This is a genomic window from Xanthomonas nasturtii (assembly GCF_023337365.3).
GTDB lineage: Bacteria > Pseudomonadota > Gammaproteobacteria > Xanthomonadales > Xanthomonadaceae > Xanthomonas > Xanthomonas nasturtii.
The window spans coordinates 634,533-657,289 of record NZ_CP142084.2; the positions used below are offsets into that span (position 1 = coordinate 634,533).

Annotated in this window: 21 protein-coding genes; 14 read left to right on the forward strand and 7 right to left on the reverse strand. The window is 66.8% G+C overall.

Annotated elements, in window-relative coordinates:
• The first annotated feature begins 234 nt into the window (after nucleotides 1-234).
• Complete coding sequence (glnE, locus tag M3O59_RS02720; RefSeq protein ID WP_116905929.1) at nucleotides 235-3,060, forward strand: bifunctional [glutamate--ammonia ligase]-adenylyl-L-tyrosine phosphorylase/[glutamate--ammonia-ligase] adenylyltransferase; 2,826 nt, start codon at nucleotides 235-237, stop codon at nucleotides 3,058-3,060.
• Nucleotides 3,061-3,147: 87 nt separating this feature from the next.
• On the opposite strand, the gene M3O59_RS02725 is transcribed toward glnE, so the two are convergent.
• A complete protein-coding gene (locus M3O59_RS02725; protein WP_116905928.1) occupies nucleotides 3,148-3,705 on the reverse strand; it encodes a VUT family protein in 558 nt (185 codons plus the stop codon).
• Between the two features lie 879 nt (nucleotides 3,706-4,584).
• Between M3O59_RS02725 and M3O59_RS02730 the strand changes: the two genes are divergently transcribed.
• A complete protein-coding gene (locus M3O59_RS02730) occupies nucleotides 4,585-6,459 on the forward strand; it encodes a S53 family peptidase (protein WP_116905927.1) in 1,875 nt (624 codons plus the stop codon).
• Nucleotides 6,460-6,754: 295 nt separating this feature from the next.
• Here M3O59_RS02730 and M3O59_RS02735 read toward each other — a convergent pair whose 3' ends face one another.
• The 3 genes from M3O59_RS02735 to M3O59_RS02745 are packed head-to-tail and all read right to left on the reverse strand — an operon-like array spanning nucleotide 6,755 to nucleotide 9,110.
• A complete protein-coding gene (locus M3O59_RS02735; RefSeq protein WP_064629932.1) occupies nucleotides 6,755-7,264 on the reverse strand; it encodes a hypothetical protein in 510 nt (169 codons plus the stop codon).
• Nucleotides 7,261-8,130: a DUF2145 domain-containing protein gene (locus M3O59_RS02740; RefSeq protein WP_116905926.1), complete on the reverse strand. Its 870-nt coding sequence runs from the start codon at nucleotides 8,128-8,130 to the stop codon at nucleotides 7,261-7,263. The genes M3O59_RS02735 and M3O59_RS02740 overlap by 4 nt, the downstream gene beginning before the upstream one ends.
• Before the next feature lie 32 nt (nucleotides 8,131-8,162).
• On the reverse strand, nucleotides 8,163-9,110 hold the full coding sequence (locus M3O59_RS02745; protein WP_116905925.1) for a mitochondrial fission ELM1 family protein: 948 nt from the start codon (nucleotides 9,108-9,110) through the stop codon (nucleotides 8,163-8,165).
• A gap of 134 nt (nucleotides 9,111-9,244) precedes the next feature.
• On the opposite strand from M3O59_RS02745, the gene M3O59_RS02750 reads away from it, so the two are divergent.
• Both M3O59_RS02750 and M3O59_RS02755 read left to right on the forward strand, forming a co-directional pair.
• Entirely contained in the window at nucleotides 9,245-9,835 is a 591-nt protein-coding gene (locus tag M3O59_RS02750) for a malonic semialdehyde reductase (protein WP_064629938.1), read from the forward strand.
• 225 nt (nucleotides 9,836-10,060) lie between these two features.
• Entirely contained in the window at nucleotides 10,061-10,789 is a 729-nt protein-coding gene (locus M3O59_RS02755; protein ID WP_116905924.1) for a YceI family protein, read from the forward strand.
• Between the two features lie 398 nt (nucleotides 10,790-11,187).
• Here M3O59_RS02755 and M3O59_RS02760 read toward each other — a convergent pair whose 3' ends face one another.
• Together M3O59_RS02760 and M3O59_RS02765 are read right to left on the reverse strand one after the other, a co-directional pair.
• Nucleotides 11,188-11,976, reverse strand: coding sequence for a siderophore-interacting protein (locus M3O59_RS02760; protein WP_116905923.1), 789 nt, complete (start codon nucleotides 11,974-11,976; stop codon nucleotides 11,188-11,190).
• Nucleotides 11,977-12,571: 595 nt separating this feature from the next.
• A complete protein-coding gene (locus tag M3O59_RS02765) occupies nucleotides 12,572-13,117 on the reverse strand; it encodes a PadR family transcriptional regulator (protein ID WP_064629941.1) in 546 nt (181 codons plus the stop codon).
• Nucleotides 13,118-13,303: 186 nt separating this feature from the next.
• Between M3O59_RS02765 and mdcA the strand changes: the two genes are divergently transcribed.
• From mdcA to M3O59_RS02815, 10 genes are all read left to right on the forward strand, one after another.
• Nucleotides 13,304-14,950 (forward strand): malonate decarboxylase subunit alpha, encoded by a 1,647-nt coding sequence (mdcA, locus tag M3O59_RS02770; protein ID WP_064629943.1) that lies wholly within the window; start codon nucleotides 13,304-13,306, stop codon nucleotides 14,948-14,950.
• 9 nt (nucleotides 14,951-14,959) lie between these two features.
• Nucleotides 14,960-15,277, forward strand: coding sequence for a malonate decarboxylase acyl carrier protein (mdcC, locus tag M3O59_RS02775; protein WP_116905921.1), 318 nt, complete (start codon nucleotides 14,960-14,962; stop codon nucleotides 15,275-15,277).
• Between the two features lie 127 nt (nucleotides 15,278-15,404).
• The gene (locus M3O59_RS02780; RefSeq protein ID WP_181920561.1) at nucleotides 15,405-16,307 is read left to right on the forward strand and encodes a biotin-independent malonate decarboxylase subunit beta; all 903 of its coding nucleotides are present in this window, start codon (nucleotides 15,405-15,407) and stop codon (nucleotides 16,305-16,307) included.
• On the forward strand, nucleotides 16,298-17,002 hold the full coding sequence (gene mdcE / locus M3O59_RS02785; RefSeq protein WP_116905919.1) for a biotin-independent malonate decarboxylase subunit gamma: 705 nt from the start codon (nucleotides 16,298-16,300) through the stop codon (nucleotides 17,000-17,002). The genes M3O59_RS02780 and mdcE overlap by 10 nt, the downstream gene beginning before the upstream one ends.
• Before the next feature lie 2 nt (nucleotides 17,003-17,004).
• Entirely contained in the window at nucleotides 17,005-17,646 is a 642-nt protein-coding gene (gene mdcG / locus M3O59_RS02790; protein WP_064629951.1) for a malonate decarboxylase holo-[acyl-carrier-protein] synthase, read from the forward strand.
• The gene (mdcB, locus tag M3O59_RS02795) at nucleotides 17,643-18,512 is read left to right on the forward strand and encodes a triphosphoribosyl-dephospho-CoA synthase MdcB (RefSeq protein ID WP_116905918.1); all 870 of its coding nucleotides are present in this window, start codon (nucleotides 17,643-17,645) and stop codon (nucleotides 18,510-18,512) included. The genes mdcG and mdcB overlap by 4 nt, the downstream gene beginning before the upstream one ends.
• Nucleotides 18,509-18,742 carry a hypothetical protein gene (locus M3O59_RS02800; RefSeq protein WP_116905917.1) on the forward strand — a complete coding sequence of 78 codons (234 nt, stop codon included), beginning with the start codon at nucleotides 18,509-18,511 and terminating at the stop codon, nucleotides 18,740-18,742. Before mdcB ends, M3O59_RS02800 begins: the two co-directional genes overlap by 4 nt.
• The gene (mdcH, locus tag M3O59_RS02805) at nucleotides 18,739-19,659 is read left to right on the forward strand and encodes a malonate decarboxylase subunit epsilon (RefSeq protein ID WP_116905916.1); all 921 of its coding nucleotides are present in this window, start codon (nucleotides 18,739-18,741) and stop codon (nucleotides 19,657-19,659) included. Before M3O59_RS02800 ends, mdcH begins: the two co-directional genes overlap by 4 nt.
• An 87-nt stretch (nucleotides 19,660-19,746) precedes the next feature.
• Nucleotides 19,747-21,102 (forward strand): SLC13 family permease, encoded by a 1,356-nt coding sequence (locus M3O59_RS02810; protein ID WP_116905915.1) that lies wholly within the window; start codon nucleotides 19,747-19,749, stop codon nucleotides 21,100-21,102.
• A gap of 79 nt (nucleotides 21,103-21,181) precedes the next feature.
• Entirely contained in the window at nucleotides 21,182-21,901 is a 720-nt protein-coding gene (locus tag M3O59_RS02815; RefSeq protein WP_064629961.1) for a GntR family transcriptional regulator, read from the forward strand.
• A 146-nt stretch (nucleotides 21,902-22,047) separates the two neighbouring features.
• Here the strand turns inward: M3O59_RS02815 and M3O59_RS02820 are convergent, their stop codons facing one another.
• Nucleotides 22,048-22,680 (reverse strand): HAD hydrolase-like protein, encoded by a 633-nt coding sequence (locus M3O59_RS02820; protein WP_116905914.1) that lies wholly within the window; start codon nucleotides 22,678-22,680, stop codon nucleotides 22,048-22,050.
• Nucleotides 22,681-22,757 lie beyond the last annotated feature (77 nt).

Genomic DNA, 22,757 nt, shown 5'->3' on the forward strand with positions numbered 1-22,757 from the left:
CTCTGCACCGCTGCCGGTGCTTGCCGTGCCACTGTGTGGAGGCATCGAAGCAAGCGCTGCGCGCTGCGCCTATCGCACGACGTCGATTGGCTGGATGCCTCATCGCATACGGCAACATCGCACACGGCAATTGCAGTCATCGTGACAGCCACAGTCATCGCACTGTTGCCCACCTGCGTTGCGCTGCGGCGACAGTCGCGTGCCGCTTGCGCGCAGGAATGCCAGAATCCCGCCATGTCGCTGCCTACTGCCCCGGTGTCTCCTGCGCTCACCGCCCTGATCGAGCGGGCGGTGGCGCGCGTCCGTCAATCGCTGCCTGCCGAGCAGGCGTGGCCGGGGGGCGATTTCGATCGGCAGCTTGCGCAGGTCGCGCTCGCCAGCGACTTCGCGCTCGATACCCTGGCGCGGCAACCGGCATTGCTGCAGCACCTGGCGCAGCCCGATCCACCAGCGCTGCCAGTGCCGCAGCTGGATCCAGCGCAGCCGCAGCTGTGGCCTGCGCAATTGCGGCGCTACCGCAGCGCCGAATCCACGCGCCTGGTGTGGCGCGATGTGCTCGCGCTGGACAGCGTGGATGCCACCCTGGCCGGCGCGACCCGGCTGGCCGAAACCTGCCTGCACTGTGGCCTGCAGGCGTTGCAGCAGCAATTCGACACCCGCCATGGCAAGGTCGTTGCAGAGGACGGCAGCGTGCAACCTCTGGTGGTGTTCGGGCTGGGCAAGCTGGGCGGTGGCGAGCTGAATTTTTCCTCGGACGTGGACCTGGTGTACGCCTATCCGCAGGGCGGCCAATCCGATGGGGCGCGCCCGTTGGCCGCAGAAGAATACTTCGCGCGGTTGGGTCAGCAACTGGCCAAGTTGCTGGACGAAACCACCGCCGATGGGTTTAGCCATCGTGTGGATCTGCGCCTGCGTCCGTTCGGTACTGCCGGCCGTGTGGCGTTGTCGTTCACCGGCATGGACCAGTATTTCCAGCGCGAAGGCCGCGATTGGGAACGCTACGCCTGGCTCAAGGCGCGCGCGGTGGCCGGCGATATCGACGCCGGCGAAGCCTGGCTGGACACATTGCGGCCGTTCGTCTACCGGCGTTATCTGGACTTCACCGCGCTGGATGGCTTGCGCGAGATGAAGGCGGCCATCACTGCCGAAGTGGCGCGACGCGACCGCCTGGACGACATCAAGCGCGGGCCTGGGGGCATTCGCGAAATCGAGTTTCTGGCGCAATCGCTGCAACTGATTCGCGGTGGGCGCGAGCCGGCTCTGCGCGAACGCCGGCTGCTGCCTGCCCTGCAGGCGCTGGTCGCCGCAGGCCAGATCGATCAGGAGAACGGCCAGGCGCTGACCACGGCCTATCGTTTTCTACGCCGCCTGGAAAACCGCCTGCAGATGTTGCGCGATGCGCAGACCCACGCCTTGCCGCAGACCGCGCTGGATCGCGAGCGTATTGCGTTAGGGCTGGGGTACGCGGATTGGCCGGCACTGCTGGAGGCGCTGACGCCACAGCGCACGCGCGTTGCGACCGAGTTCGCCGAGCTGCTGGCCCCGCGCGTGCGTGCCACTGCACCGGACACGCTTGCCGAGTACTGGCGCGCGCTGCCGCAGGCCGATGCAGCGCCGTTGTCGGGGATTGGCTTGCACGATCCCGAGGGCGCGCATCAGGTGCTGGCCGATTTTGCGCACTCCTCCGGCGTGCGCGCGCTCTCCGATGGCGCGCGTGCACGGCTGGATCGGGTGATGCCGGCACTGCTGCACGCGGCCGCCCGCGCCAGCCAACCGGATGCGGCCGTGCGCCGCATGCTCGGTCTGCTGCAGGCCACCTTGCGCCGCACCAGCTATCTGGCCTTGCTCGACGAACAACCCAGCGCGCTCGCACGCCTGGTCGATGTGCTTTCGCGCAGTGCGCTGCTGGCCGAGCGGCTGGCGGCCTATCCGTTGCTGCTGGACGAATTGCTCGACACCCGCATCAGCGGCCCGCTGCCGGATCGCGCGGCACTGCATGCGGCCTGCGCCGACACCCTGCACATCGACGACACCGAAGCGGCGCTGCGTGAGCTCAACGAGCGCAGGCTTGCGTTGAGCTTCCGCATTGCACTGGCCACGCTGGACGGACGCCAGCAGGCGGTGCAGAGCACCCGGCAACTGGCCTGGCTTGCCGAAGCGGTGGTGCAGACCGTGTTGCACCTGGCGTGCAGCGACATGGTGGCAGCGCACGGGCAGGTGCCCGGCGGCAGCTTTGCCATCATCGGTTACGGCAGCCTGGGCGGGCTGGAACTGGGGTTCGGCTCGGATCTGGATCTGGTGTTTCTCTACGATCACCCGCGCGATGTGGATGCCTCCGACGGCAAGCGACCACTGGACGCCGGGCGCTGGTTTGCGCGGCTTGCGCAGAAAGTGATGGCATTGCTGGCGGCCGAAACCGGCGCCGGCCGCCTGTACGACATCGACGTGCGGCTGCGCCCGGACGGCGGCAAGGGCGCGCTGGTGTCCTCGCTTGCCAGCTACCGCGACTACCAGCGCGAACGCGCCTGGACCTGGGAACATCAGGCGCTGGTGCGTGCGCGTGCAGTTGCTGGCGACGCTGCCCTGTGCGATGCCTTCGCACAGGTGCGCCGCGACACGTTGATGCGGGCGCGCGACACCGCGCAGCTGCTTGAAGACGTGCGCAAGATGCGCGCACGCATGCGCGCCGAGCTGGATCGCAGCGATGCCGGCCGGCTGGATCTCAAGCAAGGCGCCGGTGGCCTGGTGGATCTGGAATTCGTGCTGCAGGCCGGCGTGCTGGGGCTGGCAGCGGACCATCCGCACTTGCTGGCGTGCTGCGATACGCCAGCATTGATCGATGCACTGGTGCTGGCGCAGTGGTTGCCCGCCTCTGCCGCGCCGCCGCTGCATGACGCGCACGCCACGCTGGTGGATGCAGGGCTGGCCTGCACGCTGGATCGGCGTCCACGGTTGATCGCGCCCACGCCGGCAATTCAACAGGCGCGCAGGGTGGTCTTCGACACCGCACGTGCGCAAGGCCTGGACTTTCCCATCGGTAAGGATGCGGTGGCGTTGTAGCGACGCGTGTGCAGCGTCGCCAAGTTGCGCTGCACTGCGAGGCCTTTGCGCAGCAAGCGGACCGATCATGTGCTCGCTATCGCGAGGTCAGCGGTTCGCCCGCGGGGCACTTCGCCACAGCAGGGCGCGGAAGGGGCCGAGCAGAAACACACCCATGCCGAGTTTCACGGCCAGATCGCCGGCGGCCCAGCTCACCCACGGCAGCGCCGCGCCGGCAAACGCAATGCTCCAGAAGATTGCCGTATCCAGCGTGGCGCTACAGGTGGTCGCCACGATCGGCGCGCGCCACCAGCTGCCGTTGCGCAGGCGATCGAATACGCGGATATCCAGCAACTGCGCCGCGATGAACGCGCTGCACGAGGCCACCGCGATGCGTGGCGTCGCCAGCCAGAACGACAACAGCACCGCCAGCGCAAACCCGCACCAGGCGACACGGCGTGCGGCGCGTGGCCCGAAGCGGCGGTTGATCAGGTTGCTGACCAAAAACGCCAGCGGGTACGAAAATGCGCCCCAGGTCAGCCAGTCGTTGATCGGGTATTGCACCAGGATGTTGGACAACAGCACCACCGCACCCATCGCCAACACCGCCCAGGTCAATGCACGGGCGGTAAGCGGGGCGAAGACAGGTGGCGAGGCAAGACGCATGGCGGCACGGTGTTGATGGGGCGCGCAATTATCGCTTCGACGGCAGGGATGGACCAGCGCAGCGATGCGCTCGCCGGCCATGGCGTCGGCACGCGACGATCCGCATCCCGTATTGCGCAAGCGCCTGCCGGCGGGCCGTGCCTGTATCGCGAGCGGCGAACGAGCTGACGCGTGCGCACATCGCGGCCGCAATCGAAAAGTGCGTGCGCCTGCGTTCGTGGTGGCGCATACGCTCGGCGGCATTGTCGGCACGCGATGTGCACAGGGGGCACGCCTGCACCACGCCATCGGCGCGTCATCGGGTACGTGTGCGCATGACGCCCGCCCACCCGCATCGGCAGCACGTGGTGATCGCAAAGCGCGCGGCAGGCCTCGACGTATGCATGGGTGGTGTGAGCGGGCGCATGTGCGCGCAATGGGGGCTTGCAGGTGCTCGCGGCAACGGCGTGCAGCTTGAGACATCCACGCGCGGTGAGCTGGCATGCCGCGGCACCTGCAGCCGCAGACACGCGCACCTCGCTGGTGGCGACACAATCTCGCCCGCTGGAAATTCAGCTGTAGACATCGCACGTATCGTTCCGGCTCCTGACCCCGTCGTCTGATTGATGGCGGCCCTTGCACGCCACGCGACCTGCCGATGCCGATGGAGATAGCCGCCGAATGCGCAGTGTCGCGATGATGCACTGGCAGCTTTTGGCCTTGCTGTCGTCTGCGGCAGCGGCCAGGCGTGCGTAGTGCGGCCGCCGCGGCTATCGAGCGCAGCCGGCACCTGCCTCCTGCTTCCGTGTCGACATGCGCGCGCCGTTGGTCCGCGAGCGCTTGTGCACGCCCCTGCGATGCCGTTGCGCCTCGCTCACTGTTTTTCCCCCGGAGAGATCCATGCTTACTCGCATCCGCTGTCGGCCGCTGCTGGCTGCCGTGTTGTCCGCTTCGCTGTTCGCCTTCGGCAGCGCCAGCGCTGCCACAACCGTCCCCGATGCCAGGCATGACGCCATGACGGCCAGCTTGCGCGCAGCGCCCATGTCCTTCGACGTGCATCTGCCATCACGCGACCAGGCGGCCCTGGATGCGCTGCTGGCCGACATCCAGGACCCGCTGTCGCCGCAGTACCACAAGTGGCTGTCGGCGGCCGAATTCCAGCGGCGTTTTGGTCCAGCGCCTGCACAGCTCGCGCAGGTGCGCGCCGCCCTGCAGGCCGCACACATGACCGTGGCGCAGCAGGGGCCAACCCTGCATGTCAGCGCGAATGCAGACAGCGTGGAGCGGCTGTTTGCCGCGCCGTTGGTCGCCGATCTGAAGGCCGGCCAGCAGGTGCGCCTGGCGGCCGCCGCTCCGCTGCAACTGCCGGCCGCGCTGCGTGCCAACGGTGTCACCGTCACCGGCCTGAGCCGCGGGCTGCCGGCGGCGCACATGGATTCGCGCATGTTGGTTGCCGACCCCGGCAACCGCTCTGGTGATGGCACCACCAGCTATTGGTACAACGATCTCAAGCAGGCCTACGGCTATCCGTCCTACCAGACGATGATTGGTGCGCCGGGGAAGCAGCAGCGGCTCGACGGTAGCGGCAGCACGATCGCCGTGTTGATCGGCAGCGACGTGCTGGACACGGACATCGCCGCGATGTTCGACCACGAGCGCTTCAGCCGGTATGCCGGCAACCATGCCAATCCCACGCTGTACGCGCGCCGCTATGTGGCCGGTGCCAAACCAGGAGTGCAGGATGGCAATCGCGCTGCGGCGCGCGAGGCAACGCTCGATGTGGACATGGCGCTTGGCGGCGCGCCGGGCGCGCACGTGCTGCTGTACGTGATCCCCGATCTCTCCATCGATTCCATCCTGGCCGGCTACCGACAGATCGTGCAGGACAATGAGGCCGACGTGGTCAGCTCCTCGTTCGGGCTCTGCGAACAGGTTTTCACCGCGGCCTATAACGGCAAGGACGCCACCTCCATCCTTGGCGTGTTCGATTCGGTCTTCAAGCAAGGCAACGCGCAGGGCATCAGCTTCGTGGCCTCCAGCGGCGACAATGCCGGCCTGGATTGCCCGGACACGCAATACCTGGTGGAGGGCAAGAACGGCCGGTACGTCCCCAGCGTGCATTGGCCTGCCGCCGATGCGTATGTGACCGCGGTCGGTGGTGGCAACCTGCTCACTGCCTACAAGAAGGGCAGCCTGGATGCGAGCTACCTCAGCGAAAGCGCGTTTGCCGACCCGTTGCAGGCCGAGGACCCGTATGGCGTGGGCGCGCTGCTCAGCGGCGGCTACTGGGGTGCCGGTGGCGGCGTCAGCACGCTGTTCCAGCGTCCGGCGTATCAGCTGCGCGCGCTGGGCGGCACACGCACCTCGATGCGCGCATTGCCCGATGTCGGCATGCTGGTCGGTGGTTGCCCGGGAATCGCCGTGCATCCCTGTCAGCAGGGCACCAGCTCGGTGTCCATCTACGTGGCCGGTGCCATCACCAATTTGATCGGCACCAGCGTGGCGGCGCCGGAGTTCGCCAGCGTGGCCGCGTTGCTGGTGCAAAAGCAGGGCCGGCAGGGCAATCTCAACGATTACCTGTATCGCCTGGCCGCCAACGGCCCGCAGGCCTACCACCGCGGCATCCCCGGCAATAACGGGGTCGTCAGCAACAACGTGCCGATGGCCGGCAAGTACAACTACACCACTGGCTTGGGAACCCCGATCGTGCGGCTGATGATCGGCGCGCTGGACGCGGCGCCGGCAGGCATTCCGCGTTCTCCAAGCAATCCGTAACGGGCAGTGTCGCTGCGCTGGCGGGCGGGTCTTGTCGGTGCGGTGAGGGAGCGGGAGAGCGCACAGTGCGTGGTAGTGCTGTGCGCTCTTGCTCCGCTTCGAGGGTTGGGGGCGCGACCGATGGGCGATGCAAGGTCACCGCCGCCCGCAGCAAGGCAACACGCACGCATCGCGACTCGAATAGACAGCACCTTGGTCCACGGCGGTGGCCGCTGCGGGCCGACGCTTGCCCCCGCAGCGCGCCCGCGTGCAGGTGATCGCCGTGCAGGCAGCGTTGTTGCTCAGCGCGTTGAAATCACCAGCTGCGGCTGCTGTTGTACACCGCCGCGTCGCTGGTTGGCAGGAACGCCAGGGCCTGGCCCTGCGGCGCATGCACGGTCCCGCCACTGCCGGCCGGGCTGGGCTGGAACGACACCATGTCGCCGACGCGAAACCCGGCTGCCGGGTCGTCCTGGCGCGCGGGCCAGCGCAGCATCACGGTGGCCTCAGACTGTTGCGGATCCTGCAGCCTGACCTCGCGTTCGCCCGCGGGCAAGGTCTGCACCGCATCGACCCGCATCGGTGGCAGCGTGCCTGTGCGCGGTTGACCGCTGCCATTGCGCATCGCGTCTACTGCCGTGGAGGAGGCAACGAACGGAGAAGCGACGATAGCGCTGCCGACGACCACCGGGACAGACATCGCCAGGGCGGAATAGAACTGGGACTTCTCGCCCGGGGTGGTCATCTCCCCGGCCTGCACGCAGGTTGGTGACAGGGCGGCAAGCAACAGGGCAGCGGCAACCCGGGAAGACAGCAGGCGTGTCATGGCGTGGCTCCAGTCGTGGCAGTGGCGGGCGGGATCGACAGCTCCTGTGCAAGGGCGTCGCGTTGATGCAGGAAATCGAGCACCGATTCGACGGTGACCACCGAATAGTTGCCTGAAACGCGCTCGCCGACAGGATGATCGGTGGTGGTGGCATTGGCGGCGACAAAACGTGCGCCCACGCGCTGCTTCACATCCAGATGCAGGATGCTGGGGTGATACCGCGCCGCTTGCAGCCAGGCCTGCGCTGCGCGGCGATCGCCGATGACCGTCGGTGGTTGCGCATCGGCTGCCAGCGCCGCGGCCAGCACTTCCAGTACCCACTGGTTGGAATTCTGGTAGTCGGTGGAGAAGGGATAGGCGACCATGCTGTAGCGCGTTTCATGCAGGCGATGCGCGAGCTCGCCGGCGTCACTCAACAATGCCTGCAGGCGCTGTTGGAGCGCGGGCTTCAGGACGCCGATACGCAGAGCGTGGCTGACCGCGCTTTCGCCGACGAAATTGCTCAGGCCTTCGACATAGAGTTGCGAGGCGTCGCGCTTGCAGCGATTGAGCAGGTGGCGCACGCGCCAGATGCCATCGTCGTCGCGCATGGCGAACGCCAGGTGGCTGTGTTTCAGGCCATAGCGACTCAAATCCTGGCCACCGCGCGCCAACACCGCCACCCGTGCCCCAGGCAGTGCATCCAGTGCCTGCGCGGTGGAGCTGGCCAGGTCGAACATCGCGGCGGTGGCTTGCGGTGAGGGGTAACGCGGCACGCAAGGCGGTGCTGCTGCGGTGGCAGCCAGCGGTAATGCGGCAAGGACCAGCAGCGCGATTGCCCGGCGCCGGGTGTGCCCCATCCATCGCGCGTTAATTGTCCCTGTCATGCGAAGCGTTCTTAGTCTCAGTGGCCCTGGGGTCACGGCAGCAGGCGCGTGCGCACCTGCATGGCGATGCGCTCGGTTTCGCGCACTGCAACGATATCGACAGCACCGGCGAGAACTTCATCCACCGGGTGCAGGCGCTGGCGTTGTCCTAACGCGTGCAGGTAGCTGCCCACGCGCCCGCTCGCCTGCTCGGCAAACGCGGCGGCCACCGCCACACGGGTGGCGCAGGCTTCGGAGAGCAGGTTGACCGAATCGGCGGTGGCCACGATGGCATCGGCCCAGCCGAGCAGACCGGCATACGGGTTGGGCCCATCGCGTTCGTCGCACCACAGCAGATGCGGCAGGCCGGCGCAGGCCGCGCGCAGCGTTGCGATTGCATCGCCCGGTGTGCGGCGCGAGGTGGTCACCAGCAGGCTGCCGCCCAGCGCGCGCAGTTGGGCGCTCAAGCGCGTGCACAGCGCTGCCAGCGCCTGTGGCGTCCAGGGCACCTGGTCGGTGGGCCCACCCACCAGCAGGGCCAGCCGCGGGCCCGGCAAGCGGCCGATTGCGGGGAAGGCCACCCGCCCGGCCGCCAGCCACGCATCGTCCACCGGGTGCAGGCTGCCGAGCAGTGTCAGCACGTTACTGCCGCGCAGTGCATCGTGTTCGGGCACGATCAGCAGGTCCCAGTGCCGCGGGTCCAACCGCGGATCCAGAATCTGCACGCTGCGGCTTCCGTGGGCACGCAGCAATCGGGTGGCCAGCGCCGCCTGCCTGCCGCAGCCGATGGCCAGCGCCGGGGGCTGCCGCAGTTGCCGGGCAAATGCTGCGCCAAAGGCCTGCCGTGCGCCGGGTAGCCGCCGCGGCGCCGCCCAACGCCACGGCGCAGTGGGCTGCAGGTGCAGGGGCTGGTAGGCATCGGGTTGCACTGCACGCGCCAGCGCCTCGGCCTGGCGCGCATTGCCGGCACGGCCGTCGCTCAGTGCCCAGGTCAGCGCCATCGTTTCAGATCCGACATAGATTTGTTTCAGATTGAACGCGTGTGGCGGCAATCGCGCCACTCTACACTGCGGGTCTTCACACTGGCGCCGACGCCGCAGCCTACCGTCGCACCACCCCTTCCCCTGGAGTGCTCATGTCCGACTCGCTCAACGCCACCGCACTGGATCAGCTGTTCCGCACCGCCCGCACGCAAAATGCGTTTGCCGACACGCCGGTCAGCCACGAGGTGCTGCGTGAGCTGTATGAGCTGGTGAAGTGGGGCCCCACTGCGGCCAATAGCTGTCCGGCGCGCTTTGTGTTCGTGACCAGCGCCGAAGGCAAGGCCAAGCTCAAGCCGGCGCTGTCGGAGGGCAATGCCGCCAAGACGCTGGCCGCACCGGTGACGGTGATCGTGGCGCATGACGAAGACTTCCACGAAAAGCTGCCGTACCTGTTCCCGCATGCCGATGCCAAGAGCTGGTTCGACGGCCCGCGCGAGGGCCGCACCGAATCGGCGTTCCGCAATGGCTCGCTGCAGGGCGCCTACCTGATCCTTGCCGCGCGCGCGCTGGGACTGGATGCCGGCCCGATGTCCGGCTTCGACAACGCCAAGGTGGATGCGGCGTTCTTTGCCGGTACCCCGATCAAGTCCAACTTCCTGGTCAATCTCGGCTACGGCGACCCGGCCGGGCTGTTCCCGCGTTCGCCACGCCTGAGCTTCGACGAAGCCGCACGCATCGATTAACCGCGGCTGCCCGCTGGTTGCGCTCACCGCCAAGCGGGCGCAACCGGCACGCAGGTGCCGTGTCCCCACGTACACTCCGGTTCCTGTGCACGGCCGTACCAATCAAGATCACGCGCTGGGCAGTGCCTGCTTCGGCGTTCGGTTGTGCTTTCCTGCAGTCCTCGTCCGTCTGCGTTTGGTCCCATCCGCGTTGATCCAACGCGTCTCTCATCACATGGAGTTTCAATGAAAATCGCCCACAAGCTACTGCTGCCGCTCGCCCTCACCGTTGCCATCGCCGCCTGCTCCAAGCCGGCCGACAACGCCGCCGCTCCGGCCGCCGAAACCCCGGCCGCTGCCACCGCACCGGCCGACGCCGCTGCTGCGCCGGCACCGGCTGCTGCTGCTTCGACCGCCCCGGCCGTGGAAGTGGCGTCGGGCACCTACACGCTCGACCCGAGCCACACCGACGTGCTGGCACAGTGGAGCCACTTCGGCTTCTCCAACCCGACCGCGCACTTCGGCAATGTCGACGGCACGCTGGTGTACGACGCGGCCGACGTGACCAAGTCCACCGTGCAGGTCACCCTGCCGTTGTCCGGCTTGAACAGCTTCACCGCCAAGTTCGACGAACACCTCAAGAGCGGCGACTTCTTCGACGCGGGCAAGTTCCCGACCGCCACCTTCAAGAGCACCAAGGTCGAAGCGGCCGGCACCAACAAGCTGACCGTCACCGGCGATCTGACCATCAAGGATCAGACCAAGCCGGTCGTGCTGGACGTCACCCTCAACGGTGCCGGCGAGCACCCGATGAAGAAGGTGCCGGCGGCCGGTTTCGACGCCACCACCACCATCAAGCGCAGCGACTTCGGCGTGGGCCAGTACGCCCCGAATGTCAGCGACGAAGTGAAGATCCGCATCACCACCGAAGCCCTGCAGGCCAAGGCCGGCGACGCGCCTGCTGCTGCGAAATAATTCGCTGCGCAGTTGATCGCATCGCCGCGTGATGCGGCGATGTGTGAAAAGCACAAGCAGGCCCGCCGATTGGCGGGCTTTTGCGTTATGTGGCGGGGTGCGGCCTCGGCGCACCGTCATGCGCATGTAGACAGTCATGCGCATGTAGGGGCTAAGCCTTGATGCGTTGTCGAAAGATGATCAGCGGTAAGTCTGCTGCTCGCGCAAGGCGCATCGCGCCCAGGTCCGCTTACAGGCGTGTGGTCTTCTCACGTAAGAAAGCACGGATGGGTAGCAGCGGACCTGGCCGCGATGCACTGCCGACCGCGTTCCCGGCGGCAGGTTTTCGGTCGAGCAGGCCTCCGCCGCACACGGATACGCGCCTACCTGTGCGCACGCACGACCGGCAACGATATGCCTTATTCGGCGCCCGGGTTTGCCTTCCAATAGCCTTTGGCGCGTACCCATTCCTTGTCCACGCCCATGTGTTCTTCGAGGAACTTGCGCATCGCACGCGCGCGCATGGACTCGGTGCCGATCCAGTAAAACGTGTCGCCGTCATGCGGCTCGTAATCGCGCAGGCTGTCTTCCAGCAAGGTGCTGCTGGCTGCATCGAAGCCGTTGCGTTCCAGCCAGTACACGTCCACGTCGGCGGCGCTCAAGAGCTCCTGGCGTTCGGCGGCATCGGCAATTTCGATAAAGACTTCGGCATGCAGGTCGGCGGGCATCGCTTCGAGCCAGCGGCTGATCGCCGGCAGTGCGGTTTCATCGCCGATCAGCACGTAATGATCGAAATCGTCGGCCACCAGGAACGAGCCGCGCGGTCCGCCGATCTTCAGTGGGTCGCCGGCTTGGGCGTTCGCGGCCCAGCTGGACGCCACGCCGTCGCCGTGCAACACAAAGTCGATGCTCAGCTCACCCGTTTGCGGGTCGAACAGGCGCGGGGTGTAATCGCGGCCCGGCGAGGGCAGCGCACCTTCGGCATAACGCGGGCCTTCCGGTGTCATGGTCGGCAGCACGAAGTCGCCATCGGCATTGGGAAAGAACAGTTTGACGTGATCGTCGGGCGCATCGCTTTGAAAGCCGGCCAACTCGTTGCCGCCAAAGACAATGCGGCGCATCTGTGGAGTGATCGCTTCGCAACGCACCACCTGTGCGGAGCGCAGGCGCGGGTCGCGACGGATTTGGGTGCTGGTGTGCAGTGCCATGGGGGTGCAGTTCCTGGAGAGACGTTGCAGATGCGTGGTGGTGGAGGTGGGAGGTTAGGAGCAAAACCGACGAGGTAACAAACAGGTCAGTAATCAGTGACGGAAAGCGGCTGTTGGCGATTCCTTCTTCCATTGGGATGAGGTGCCCCGTAGGGGCGGATGAGGGGACGAGCGAAGCCGCGCGCAGTTGCAATACCGCGTGGCTTCGCCCGTACCCTCACCCCAACCCCCGCTCCGCGCCCCGGCCCGCGCTTGCGGCGCGGGCGCTCCAAGGCACGCGCGCCAGTGGCGCGCAAGCCGTGCCTTCTCGCCCCGGCGGGAGAGGGGCTTGATGCTCGGCGTCTGAATGAAGTGGTGATTCTGAAATTGCATTTTGCTCAAGACAGACAACCAGGCCACTGCAGCGAGACACGACTGCCCTGGAAAATTTGCAGAGTGGCGAACGCGCAAACGGCGCATCCACCGCCATTCGTGCACGCCACTCGCAGTAGCAACGCAACCTGTCGTAGTGACGTCGCTGCAGTGACATGGTTGTCGTCGCCAAGCACAGTCACGCTGGCATCGCCTGTCCTGAGATCCATCGCAGCACACCCACTCAGCCGTCATCGCGCTCCATGCCGTCGGCGGCGGCGTGGAGTAATGCCGCAATGCGGGCAGTTTCCGCTTCGCTCCACTGCCCGTGGCGCGCAAACAGGCCGTGCTTGATGCGGTGAATCGCATCGCGAATCGGTGCCGGCGTCTGTGCCTTGATCAATTCGCGTGCGCGCCGATGCGTGCGTGCCAGCGCCGCATCGAGTGCATCGCGTTGCTGGGCGACATGCCCGCGGCCGGCGTCGGTGACCTGATAGCGCTTGCGGCCGGCATCCAGCGAAATTTGCACCCAGCCATCGGCTTCCAGCTGCGCCAGCGCGGGATAGATCGCGCCGGCACTTGGGGTGTACAGCCCTTTGAACAGAGCGGCGATCTGCCGCATCAACTCGTAGCCATGGCGCGGGCGCTCGTCGATCAGTGCCAGCAACAGCAGACGCAGATCGCCGTGCTCCAGCGGCCGCGCCCGACCGCTCGCCGCGCGGCCGCGTGCGTCTGCCGGAGACGGATCGAGATCGGCCAAAGGGCCGGATCGGCGCGTGCGCGGTTTCATTCGATATATCGAAGCATGGAGAAACGATATATCGAAGCGTGACTGCGGGCAAGTGCTTCGGTGCCGCGTCGCTGACCGGCATCGTGCCGCAAGCGCCGATGCTGCAACGCGGCTAGACATCGACAAATCCCATAATTACGATGTAATTACTCCGACATTACGGGCCCGGCCCGCTGAGGCAATGCGATGAGTCGACAGTGGGACACCCAGGCCGAGAGCCGGCGTCAGCGCTTGCAGCGCGCCGCCGCGCTCGCGCCGCAGGGGCGCGTGGTGGCTGCCGACGATGTGGTGGCGTTGCTCGAAGCCGTGATCGAACCCGGCGACCGCGTTTGCCTGGAGGGCAACAATCAGAAGCAGGCCGACTTCCTGGCGCGCTGCCTCACCGAGGTGGATCCCGCACGCGTGCACGACCTGCACATGGTGCAGTCGGTGCTGTCGCTGGCCTCGCACCTGGATGTGTTCGAACGCGGCATCGCCAAGCGCCTGGATTTTTCGTTCTCCGGCCCGCAAGCCGCGCGCCTTGCTGGCCTGGTCAGCGAAGGCCGCATCGAAATCGGCGCCATCCACACCTATCTGGAATTGTTCGGCCGCTATTTCATCGACCTCACGCCGCGCATCGCGCTGATCACCGCGCAGGCCGCCGACCGCCACGGCAATCTCTACACCGGGCCCAATACCGAAGACACGCCGGTCATTGTGGAAGCCACTGCGTTCAAGGGCGGCATTGTGATTGCGCAGGTCAACGAAATCCTCGACACCTTGCCGCGCGTGGATATTCCGGCCGACTGGGTGGACTTCGTCACGCAGGCGCCCAAGCCCAATTACATCGAGCCTTTATTTACCCGCGACCCGGCGCAGATTTCCGAGATCCAGGTGTTGATGGCGATGATGGCCATCAAGGGCATCTACGCCGAATACGGTGTGGACCGGCTCAATCACGGCATCGGTTTCGACACTGCAGCCATCGAGTTGCTGCTGCCCACCTACGCCGAATCGCTGGGGCTGAAGGGCAAGATCTGCCGGCATTGGGCGCTCAATCCGCACCCGGCGTTGATCCCGGCGATCGAATCGGGCTTCGTGCACTCGGTGCATTCGTTCGGCTCCGAGCTGGGCATGGAAAACTACATTGCCGCCCGCCCGGATGTGTTCTTTACCGGTGCCGACGGCAGCATGCGCTCCAACCGTGCGTTGTCGCAGACCGCCGGTTTGTACGCCTGCGACATGTTTATCGGGTCCACCTTGCAGATCGATCTGCAGGGCAATAGCTCCACCGCCACGCGCGACCGCATCGCCGGCTTCGGTGGCGCGCCGAACATGGGCTCGGATGCGCGCGGCCGCCGGCATGCCAGCGCCGCCTGGCTCAAGGCCGGGCGCGAAGCGGCAAAACCGGGCGAGATGCCGCGCGGGCGCAAGCTGGTGGTGCAGATGGTGGAAACCTTCCGCGAGCACATGGCGCCGGCCTTCGTCGACAGGCTCGATGCGTGGGAACTGGCCGAACGCGCCAACATGCCGCTGCCACCGGTGATGATCTATGGCGATGACGTCAGCCATGTGTTGACCGAAGAAGGCATCGCCAACCTGTTGTTGTGCCGCACGCCGGAAGAACGCGAGCAGGCGATCCGGGGCGTGTCCGGCTACACCGCCGTGGGCCTGGGACGCGACAAGCGCATGGTGGAAAACCTGCGCGATCGCGGCGTCATCAAGCGGCCGGAAGACCTGGGCATTCGTCCGCGCGATGCCACGCGCGACCTGCTCGCTGCGCGCACGGTCAAGGATCTGGTGCGCTGGTCCGGTGGGCTGTACGACCCGCCGAAACGTTTTCGCAATTGGTAAGGGCTCAGCATGGAAACCATGCGATATCGCTTTGATGGCCAGCACGGTGCACGCGCCGGGCTGGAACACGCGCTGGTCGGTGTGGTCGCCTCCGGCAACCTGGAAGTGCTGGTCGAGCGCGTGCCGCTGGATGGCGCGATGGAGATCGAGATTCTCACCGCCGCACGCGGCTTCGGCGCGATCTGGCAGGCGGTGCTGGACGATTTCGCTGCGCGCCATCCACTGCGCGATGTGCGCATCAGCATCAACGATGTCGGCGCCACGCCGGCGGTGGTGCGTTTGCGCCTGGAGCAGGCGATGGATGTACTGCAAGGAGCCGAGGCATGAGCCGCCACCATCCAGCGCACCCCACCCATCGCGTAGGCGCGCACTCGGGCGCGACGCGCTCGGCCAGTAACGCCTCGGTCGCGCCTACGCAAGTCAGCCGGAGCCGCGCATGAGCACCACCATTCCCATGGCCGAGCGCAGCTACTACGAAGCCGATGCGCGCGAGCGCATCGACGGCCTGCTGGACGCCGGCAGCTTTCGCGAATTCGTCGGCCCGCGTCGGCGCTTGATCAGCCCGCATCTGGCGCAACTCGACACCCCCGGCGCGTTCGATGACGGCATTGTCGTGGGCGAAGGTACGTTGCGTGGCCGCAACGTGCTGATCGCCGCGCAGCAAGGCGCTTTCATGGGCGGTGGCGTTGGCGAGGTACATGGCGCCAAGCTCACCGGCCTGCTCGAACGCGCTGCAAAAACCCGGCCGGATGCGGTGCTGCTGCTGCTCGACACCGGCGGTGTGCGTCTGCATGAAGCCAACGCCGGCCTGATCGCCATTTCCGAAATCATGCGCGCCACCTTGAACGCGCGCGCCGCCGGCGTGCCGGTGCTGGCCTTGATCGGCAGCGGCAACGGCGCTTTCGGCGGCATGGGCATCGTGGCGCGCTGCTGCAGCGCGGTGATCATGTCCGAAGAAGGCCGCTTATCGCTGTCCGGCCCGGACGTGATCGAAACCGTGCGTGGCGTGGAAGAATTCGATGCGCGCGACCGTGCTTTGGTGTGGCGCGTGACCGGCGGCAAACACCGCTATCTGCTCGGCGAGGCGCAAACGCTGGTGGCCGACCGCATCGGCGCTTTTGCCGATGCCGCGCTGACAGCACTCGATGCCTGCAACGAAGCGACTGGCGAGGCTGCGTTGCAGGCGCTGGAGCACGCGCAGCAGCAATTATCCGCACGCATCGACGCCTATGGCGATTGCCGCGACGGGCTGCAGATCTGGAAGCGCCAGGGCATTGTCGATGCAGAACGCTTGCCGCTGCTGGACACCGAAGCCTTCCTCGCCGCGACCGCAGACCGGAGCATCCCATGCAACTGAGTCGCTTGCTGGACCAGCTGTTCCCGCTCGGTCACACCATCACCCGCAACGACGATGTACTTACCGGCAGCGCCACCACCGCGGCCGGCGAGGTCACCGTGATCGGCACCGCCGACAAGCTCGAAGTGGGTGTCGATCATGCGCTGGCATTGGCCGCCACCGTGTTGGCGAGCACGCGCGCGCACCCGCAGCGGCCCATCGTGATGCTGGCCGATACTGCCGGGCAACGGCTGGCGCGGCGCGACGAATTGCTCGGCATCAACGGCTACTTCGCGCACCTGGCACGCACGCTGGATCTGGCACGCAAGCGCGGCGCGCAGCTGGTCACGTTGGTCTATGGCGAGTCGGTCAGTGGTGGCTTTCTGTCGTTCGGTTTGATGGCCGACCACATCCACGCATTGCCCGATGCGCAGATTCGGGTCATGGATCTGCGCGCGATGGCGCGTGTGACCAAGCAATCGGTAGACACCTTGCAGGCGCTGAGCAAGAGCTCGCCGGTGTTCGCGCCGGGCGTTGAAAATTACGTGCGCATGGGGGCGGTGGAATCGCTGTGGGACGGCGATCTGGCGCAGGCACTGCTCGATGCATTGGCCGCGCCCACCGATGGCGACCAACGCCGCGCGCTCGGCGCGCAACGCGGGGGCCGCACCCTGGCGCGCGATGTCGCAGCCTCCGTGGCAGCGGGCGAGGCCTGAGCATGGCCGGCCGCCACGCCCTGGTGTGGTTGCGCGATGATGCGCAGTGGCAGGCAGTCACGCCTGGCGCGCAAGCACGGCTGCAGCAGTGGTTCGGCGCGGGCCTGCCAGCGGTGGTGGCGCGCGGCGATGGCAGCCAGGCGCCGGGCACCCTGCGGCTTGGGGTGCCGTTGCCACCCGGCGAGGACAAGCAGCGGCTGGCACTGCACACCCACGTTGGCGAGATCGCACGCTGCACCGCGCCGTTGGCACTGGATGCAGTGCTGGCACATGCGCCTGCTGCGCTGCAGCCGGCATTACAGGCCTTGCTCACCCAGGCCCGCGCGCATGCATTGCACCCGCGCGTGTTCGGCAGCTTCGCCTGGCAGGCGTTGACGGGCCTGACCTACGTGCACGCGCAGTCGGATCTGGATCTGTTGTGGTCCATCCAAACGCCCGAGCAGGCACACGCGGTCATCGCGCTGGTGCAGCGCTGGGAGCAGCGGCACGGGCTGCGCGCCGATGGAGAATTGCTGCTGCCCGACGACAACGCAGTGAACTGGCGCGAATACGCCGGTAACGCGCCACAGGTGTTGGTGAAGTCCAATCACGGCTGCCGGTTGTTGCCGCGTGCTGCGCTGTTTCCGGTCTGGAGTGCAGCATGAGGGCACAGGCGCAAGACACATGCGTTGCCGACGCGCCTGCAGCACCGCGTGAGGCCGCGTATCGGCTCGGTCGGTTGGCGGTTGGCGCCCTGCATGCAGAGCTGGCGTGCGCGCCCAAGCCCGGGCTGGTGACGCCGTTCGACAGCGGCAGCCATACCGACATGGATGCATCCACCTTCTTGCGTAGCCTGTTCGCGTTGCGTGGCTATTTTGTCGCCATCGCGCAAGCGGGTATCGATCACGCGCCGTTCGAGCGGCTGCGTCAGCTGGGCCTCGATGCCGAGGCGGCAATGCTGCGTGCCACTGCCGGCATCAATACCCATCGCGGTGCGATCTTCAGCCTGGGCTTGCTCACTGCACAGGCGGCACGCCTGCGCGTTGCGCACGGGCGGCCGCCCACTGCGGAGCAGGTTTGCCAGGGTGTGCGCAGCTGGCGCGAGGCATTGCAGGCTGCGCCGCTGAACCCGCACAGCAATGGCCAGCGCGTGCGTGCCCAGTACCGCATCAGCGGCGTGCGCGAACAGGCCGCCGCAGGATATCCGTTGCTGCGCGAGATCGCGCTGCCCACGCTGCGCACTGCGCTGGACGGTGGCGCCACGCAGGAAGCCGCCTTGGCACAGACCCTGCTGCAGCTGGTCGCCGAGGTGGACGATCTCAATCTGCTGCATCGCGGTGGGGCCGAGGGGCTGGCATTTGCCAAAGCGCAGGCAGCCGCGTTCCTGGCCGATGGCGGCATTACCCAACCGCAGTGGCGCGCGCGCTTGCATGCCATCGGCCGGCAGTTCGTCGCACGTCGCCTCAGCCCCGGCGGCAGCGCAGATCTGCTGGCGTGCGCGTGGTTCCTGCATCGGCAGGCGATGGTATGAGCGCTGTGCGCCTGATCGTTGCCGAACCGTCGCTGCAGTTGCGCATGCACGGCAGCGCCGGTTTGAACGCAGACGCGGTGCACGCTGTGCGTCGGGCATTCGCCGCGACTTATGTACGTTTGCCATCAGCACAATCGCGCATCGATGTATCCGGGCGCATAGGCCACGCAACGGCGCACGGCAGTGCGCGTACAAGGCAGTCTTACAAAATCGGGCAGGGCACCGCATGAGCCTGGCCGTGCTCTGTCCGGGCCAAGGTGGCCAGCACGCCGTGATGTTCGCGCGTGTTGCCGATGCGCCTGCGGCCGCCGCCGCCGTCGCCGCCGCACACAGCGTGCTTGGTACCGCGCCGCAGACGCTAGCCGCAGATCCGGGCCGCTACGCCAATGCCATCGCACAACCGTTGGTGTGCGCTGGCACGCTTGCGCATTGGCAGGTACTGCGCGCGCAGCTGCCCACGCCGCTACTGGTGCTTGGTTACAGCGTCGGCGAGCTTGCCGCGCATGCGGTGGCCGGCAGCATGTCCATCGAGACCTGCCTGCAGTTGGCTGCAACACGCGCCCGGTTGATGGATGCCGCCAGCCCACAGCACGCAGGGCTGATGGCGGTGGTCGGGCTGCCGTTGCGCGTGGTGGAAATGCTATGCCAGACACACGGCGCAGCGCTGGCCATCATCAATGGCGATGACCACGCCGTACTCGGCGGCCCGAGCGATGCGTTGCAGGCGCTTGGCGATGCTGCAACATCGCAAGGTGCGCGTGTCACGCTGTTGCCGGTGAGCGTGCCCGCGCATACGCCCTGGTTACGCGCGGCTGCAGACGGCTTCGCCGTTGAACTGGCAACCGCACAACCCATCGCGCCCACACTGCGTGTACTGGCAGGCATCGACGCGCGTGCCGTCAGCACGCAAGCCTTGGTGATCGACACGTTGTCCAGGCAGATCGCACAGACCGTGCGTTGGTACGACGTGCTGGTGCAGGCCGCCGAACGCGGCGCGCGCGTATTTCTCGAACTCGGGCCCGGCAGCGCATTGGCGCGCATGGCACGTGAGGTCTTGCCGGCGTGCGAAGCACGTTCGGTGGACGACTTCCACAGCACCGAGGGTGTTGTGGAGTGGGTCAACGCCGCGTGCGAGCGTGCGGCATGACGATCAGGCAGGTGCTGCACACGGCGTGACCCCGGGGTGGCGGGTGGCCATCCGTGCTGTACGCATATCAGGTGTCTGGGAGGGCGCATGACCCCGCAAATTGCAACGATTCTTGGCTTGGTGATCATGTTCATCGTTGCCACCGCATTGCCCATCAACATGGGTGCGGTGGCCTTCGCGCTGGCGTTCATCGTTGGCGGCGTGTGGGTGGGGCTGGATGGCAAGGAGGTGCTGGCCGGCTTTCCCGGCGACCTGTTCCTCACCCTGGTCGGCATTACCTATCTGTTCGCCATCGCGCAGAAAAACGGCACCATCGATCTGCTAGTGCACTGGGCGGTACGCGCGGTCCGCGGGCGCATCGTCGCCATCCCGTGGGTGATGTTCGTCATCACCGGCCTGCTCACTGCCTTCGGTGCGCTGGGGCCGGCGGCGGTGGCCATCATTGGCCCGGTGGCGTTACGCTTTGCCAAGCAGTACCGCATCAACCCGTTGATGATGGGCTTGCTGGTGATCCATGGCGCGCAGGGTGGCGGGTTTTCGCCGATCAGCGTGTATGGCGGCATCACCAACAAGGTGGTCGAAAAAGCCGGGCTGGACGTCACCGAAATGGCGGTGTTCCTCACCAGCCTGGGCTTCAACCTGATGATGGCGATCATCTGCTTCTGCGCCTTCGGCGGGCTCAAGCTGATGCGCCGGCAAGAGGTCTCGCTGGCCGATGCGCAATACGTGCCGGTCAGCGGCGATCAGGCATCGCAGCGGCGCTTTGCCATCGAGGGCCATGGCGCGCTGGTGGCGGCCGGCGGCGGCACCTTGTCCACCGACCCGCTGGCGCTGGAGGCGGTCTCCATCACCCGTGACCGCGTCATCACCCTGGTCGGCCTGCTCGGCCTGGGCGTTGCGGCATTGGTCTACAACCTCAACGTCGGGCTGGTGTCGATTACCGTCGCCGTGGCGCTGGCATTGATCTCGCCCAATGCACAAAAGGGCGCGGTGGATGGCATCAGCTGGTCCACGGTGCTGCTGATCAGCGGCGTGGTCACCTATGTCGCGGTGCTGGAAAAGGCCGGTGCGGTGGACTACATCGGCACCGGCGTGTCGCACATCGGCATGCCGCTGCTGGGCGCCTTGCTGGTGTGCTATGTGGGCGGCATCGTGTCCGCGTTCGCGTCGTCTGCGGCGGTGCTGGGCGCCACCATCCCGCTGGCAGTGCCGTTCCTGATGCAGGGCCAGTTGGGTGCCGCCGGGGTGATCTGTGCGCTCGCCGTGTCGTCCACCATCGTCGATGTCAGCCCGTTTTCTACCAATGGCGCGCTGGTGGTGGCCTCGGCTGCGAAGGAGGAGCGCGACGGCCTGTTCCGCCGCTTCCTGGTCTACAGCGGGCTGGTGGTGCTGTTGGGGCCGCTGGCGGCGTGGCTGCTGTTCGTGGTGCCGGGCTGGCTGTGAGGGTGGCGGCGTCGGGCAGTGGCAAGGGGCGCCCCGCTAGAATGGGCGCCCCAGACCCGATGCCGACGACCTGCCTGCCATGACCCTCGCCCCTGATTCGCGCCTGTCCAAAAAGCGCGTACCGCTGTACGAGGAAGTGGCCGAGCGCCTGCGTCAGAAGATCTACGACTACGCGCTGCCGCCAGGCGAATGGATCGACGAACCGGCCCTGGCCGAGGAGCTCGGCATCAGCCGCACCCCGCTGCGCGAGAGCCTCAAATTGCTCGCCGCCGAAGGCCTGGTGCAGCTGGATGCCGGCCGCGGCAGCCGGGTCACGCGGCTGACGCTGGAAGACCTCAATCAGCTGTTTCCGGTGATGGCCATGCTGGAAGGCCGCTGCGCGCACGATGCGGTCAAGCGCCTGGATGCGGCCGGCGTACAGCGGCTGGAAGACCTGCATGCGGCGATGGAAGCCGCCTCGGCGGCAGGCGATCTGGCCGAGTACTACCGCAACAATTATCTGATCCACGAAACCGTGCAGCAGTACGCCGGCAATCCGTGGTTGATCCGGGTCACCCACGATCTGCACCGCATCTTGAAGATGCACCGTGGCCGGCAGTTGCTGACCCCCGGGCGCATGGCGCAATCGCTGGCAGAACATCGCGAACTGATGGACTGCGTGCGGCGCGGCGACGCCGAAGGCGCCGAGCGCACCATGCACGGGCATCTGCTGAGCCAGGGCCAGGCCTTGGCGGCGTACGTGGCCGCGGGCGGCATGTTGAACGTGCCGGCACCGTTGCCACGGGTGGGTGGGGTGTAGGCGCTACCGCGTCGCCGCAGCGCTACGCTGCGCAGCTTTCCCTTCTCCCATCGGGAGAAGGTGCCCGAAGGGCGGATGAGGGTACGCCGGCACGTAGCAGTTGAAAGTCCTCGCCCCAGCGAAGCCCCAATCCGCAATCCCAACCGTCAGAAAAGCTCCTCCGGCTTCAACGCAAGCAACCCATCCACATGCTCGATCAACTGCGTCCCGGCCAACCCCGCGAACACCTCCGGATGCGCATAGCCCCACGCCACCGCAGCAAACGGCAAACCCACCGCTTGCGCAGCTTCCCAGTCGGCCACCTGATCACCCACATACACCGCCTGCGCCGCGCTACAGCCGGTTGCGCGCAAGACCCGGCGCAAGGCGCGCTGCTTGCCCAGCAGGTGCGAGCCGCCTTCGATCACTGCGAACTTCGCGCTCAACGCAGCGCCCAAGGCGCGCTGCACATTCTCCACCGAGTTGGACGACACCACCGCCAGGCGCGTGCCAGCTGCATGTAGCTCCGCAAGCACCGCGGCAATGCCGTCGAACAAGGCCATTGGCGGGGCTGCGCGCATCAGCCGGATGAAGTCTGCCGCCACCAGTGGCACGCGCCAGGCGGGCAATCCCGATTGTTTGAGCAGCTCGCGCGTGGTCAAGCGACGGGCGTCGTCCACCTCATGCGCCTGCGCCGCACGAAAGCCGTGCCGTTCGGCCAGCAGCTGCTGCGTACTCAGGAAAAAACCGAACGAATCGGCCAGCGTGCCGTCGAAATCGAAAATGATCAGTGCGGGCATGGCAACGCGCAGGGCAGGGCGTCATAGCCTAACCAGGATTGCGCCCGCGCCCACGCACACACGTCCCCACATGTGCG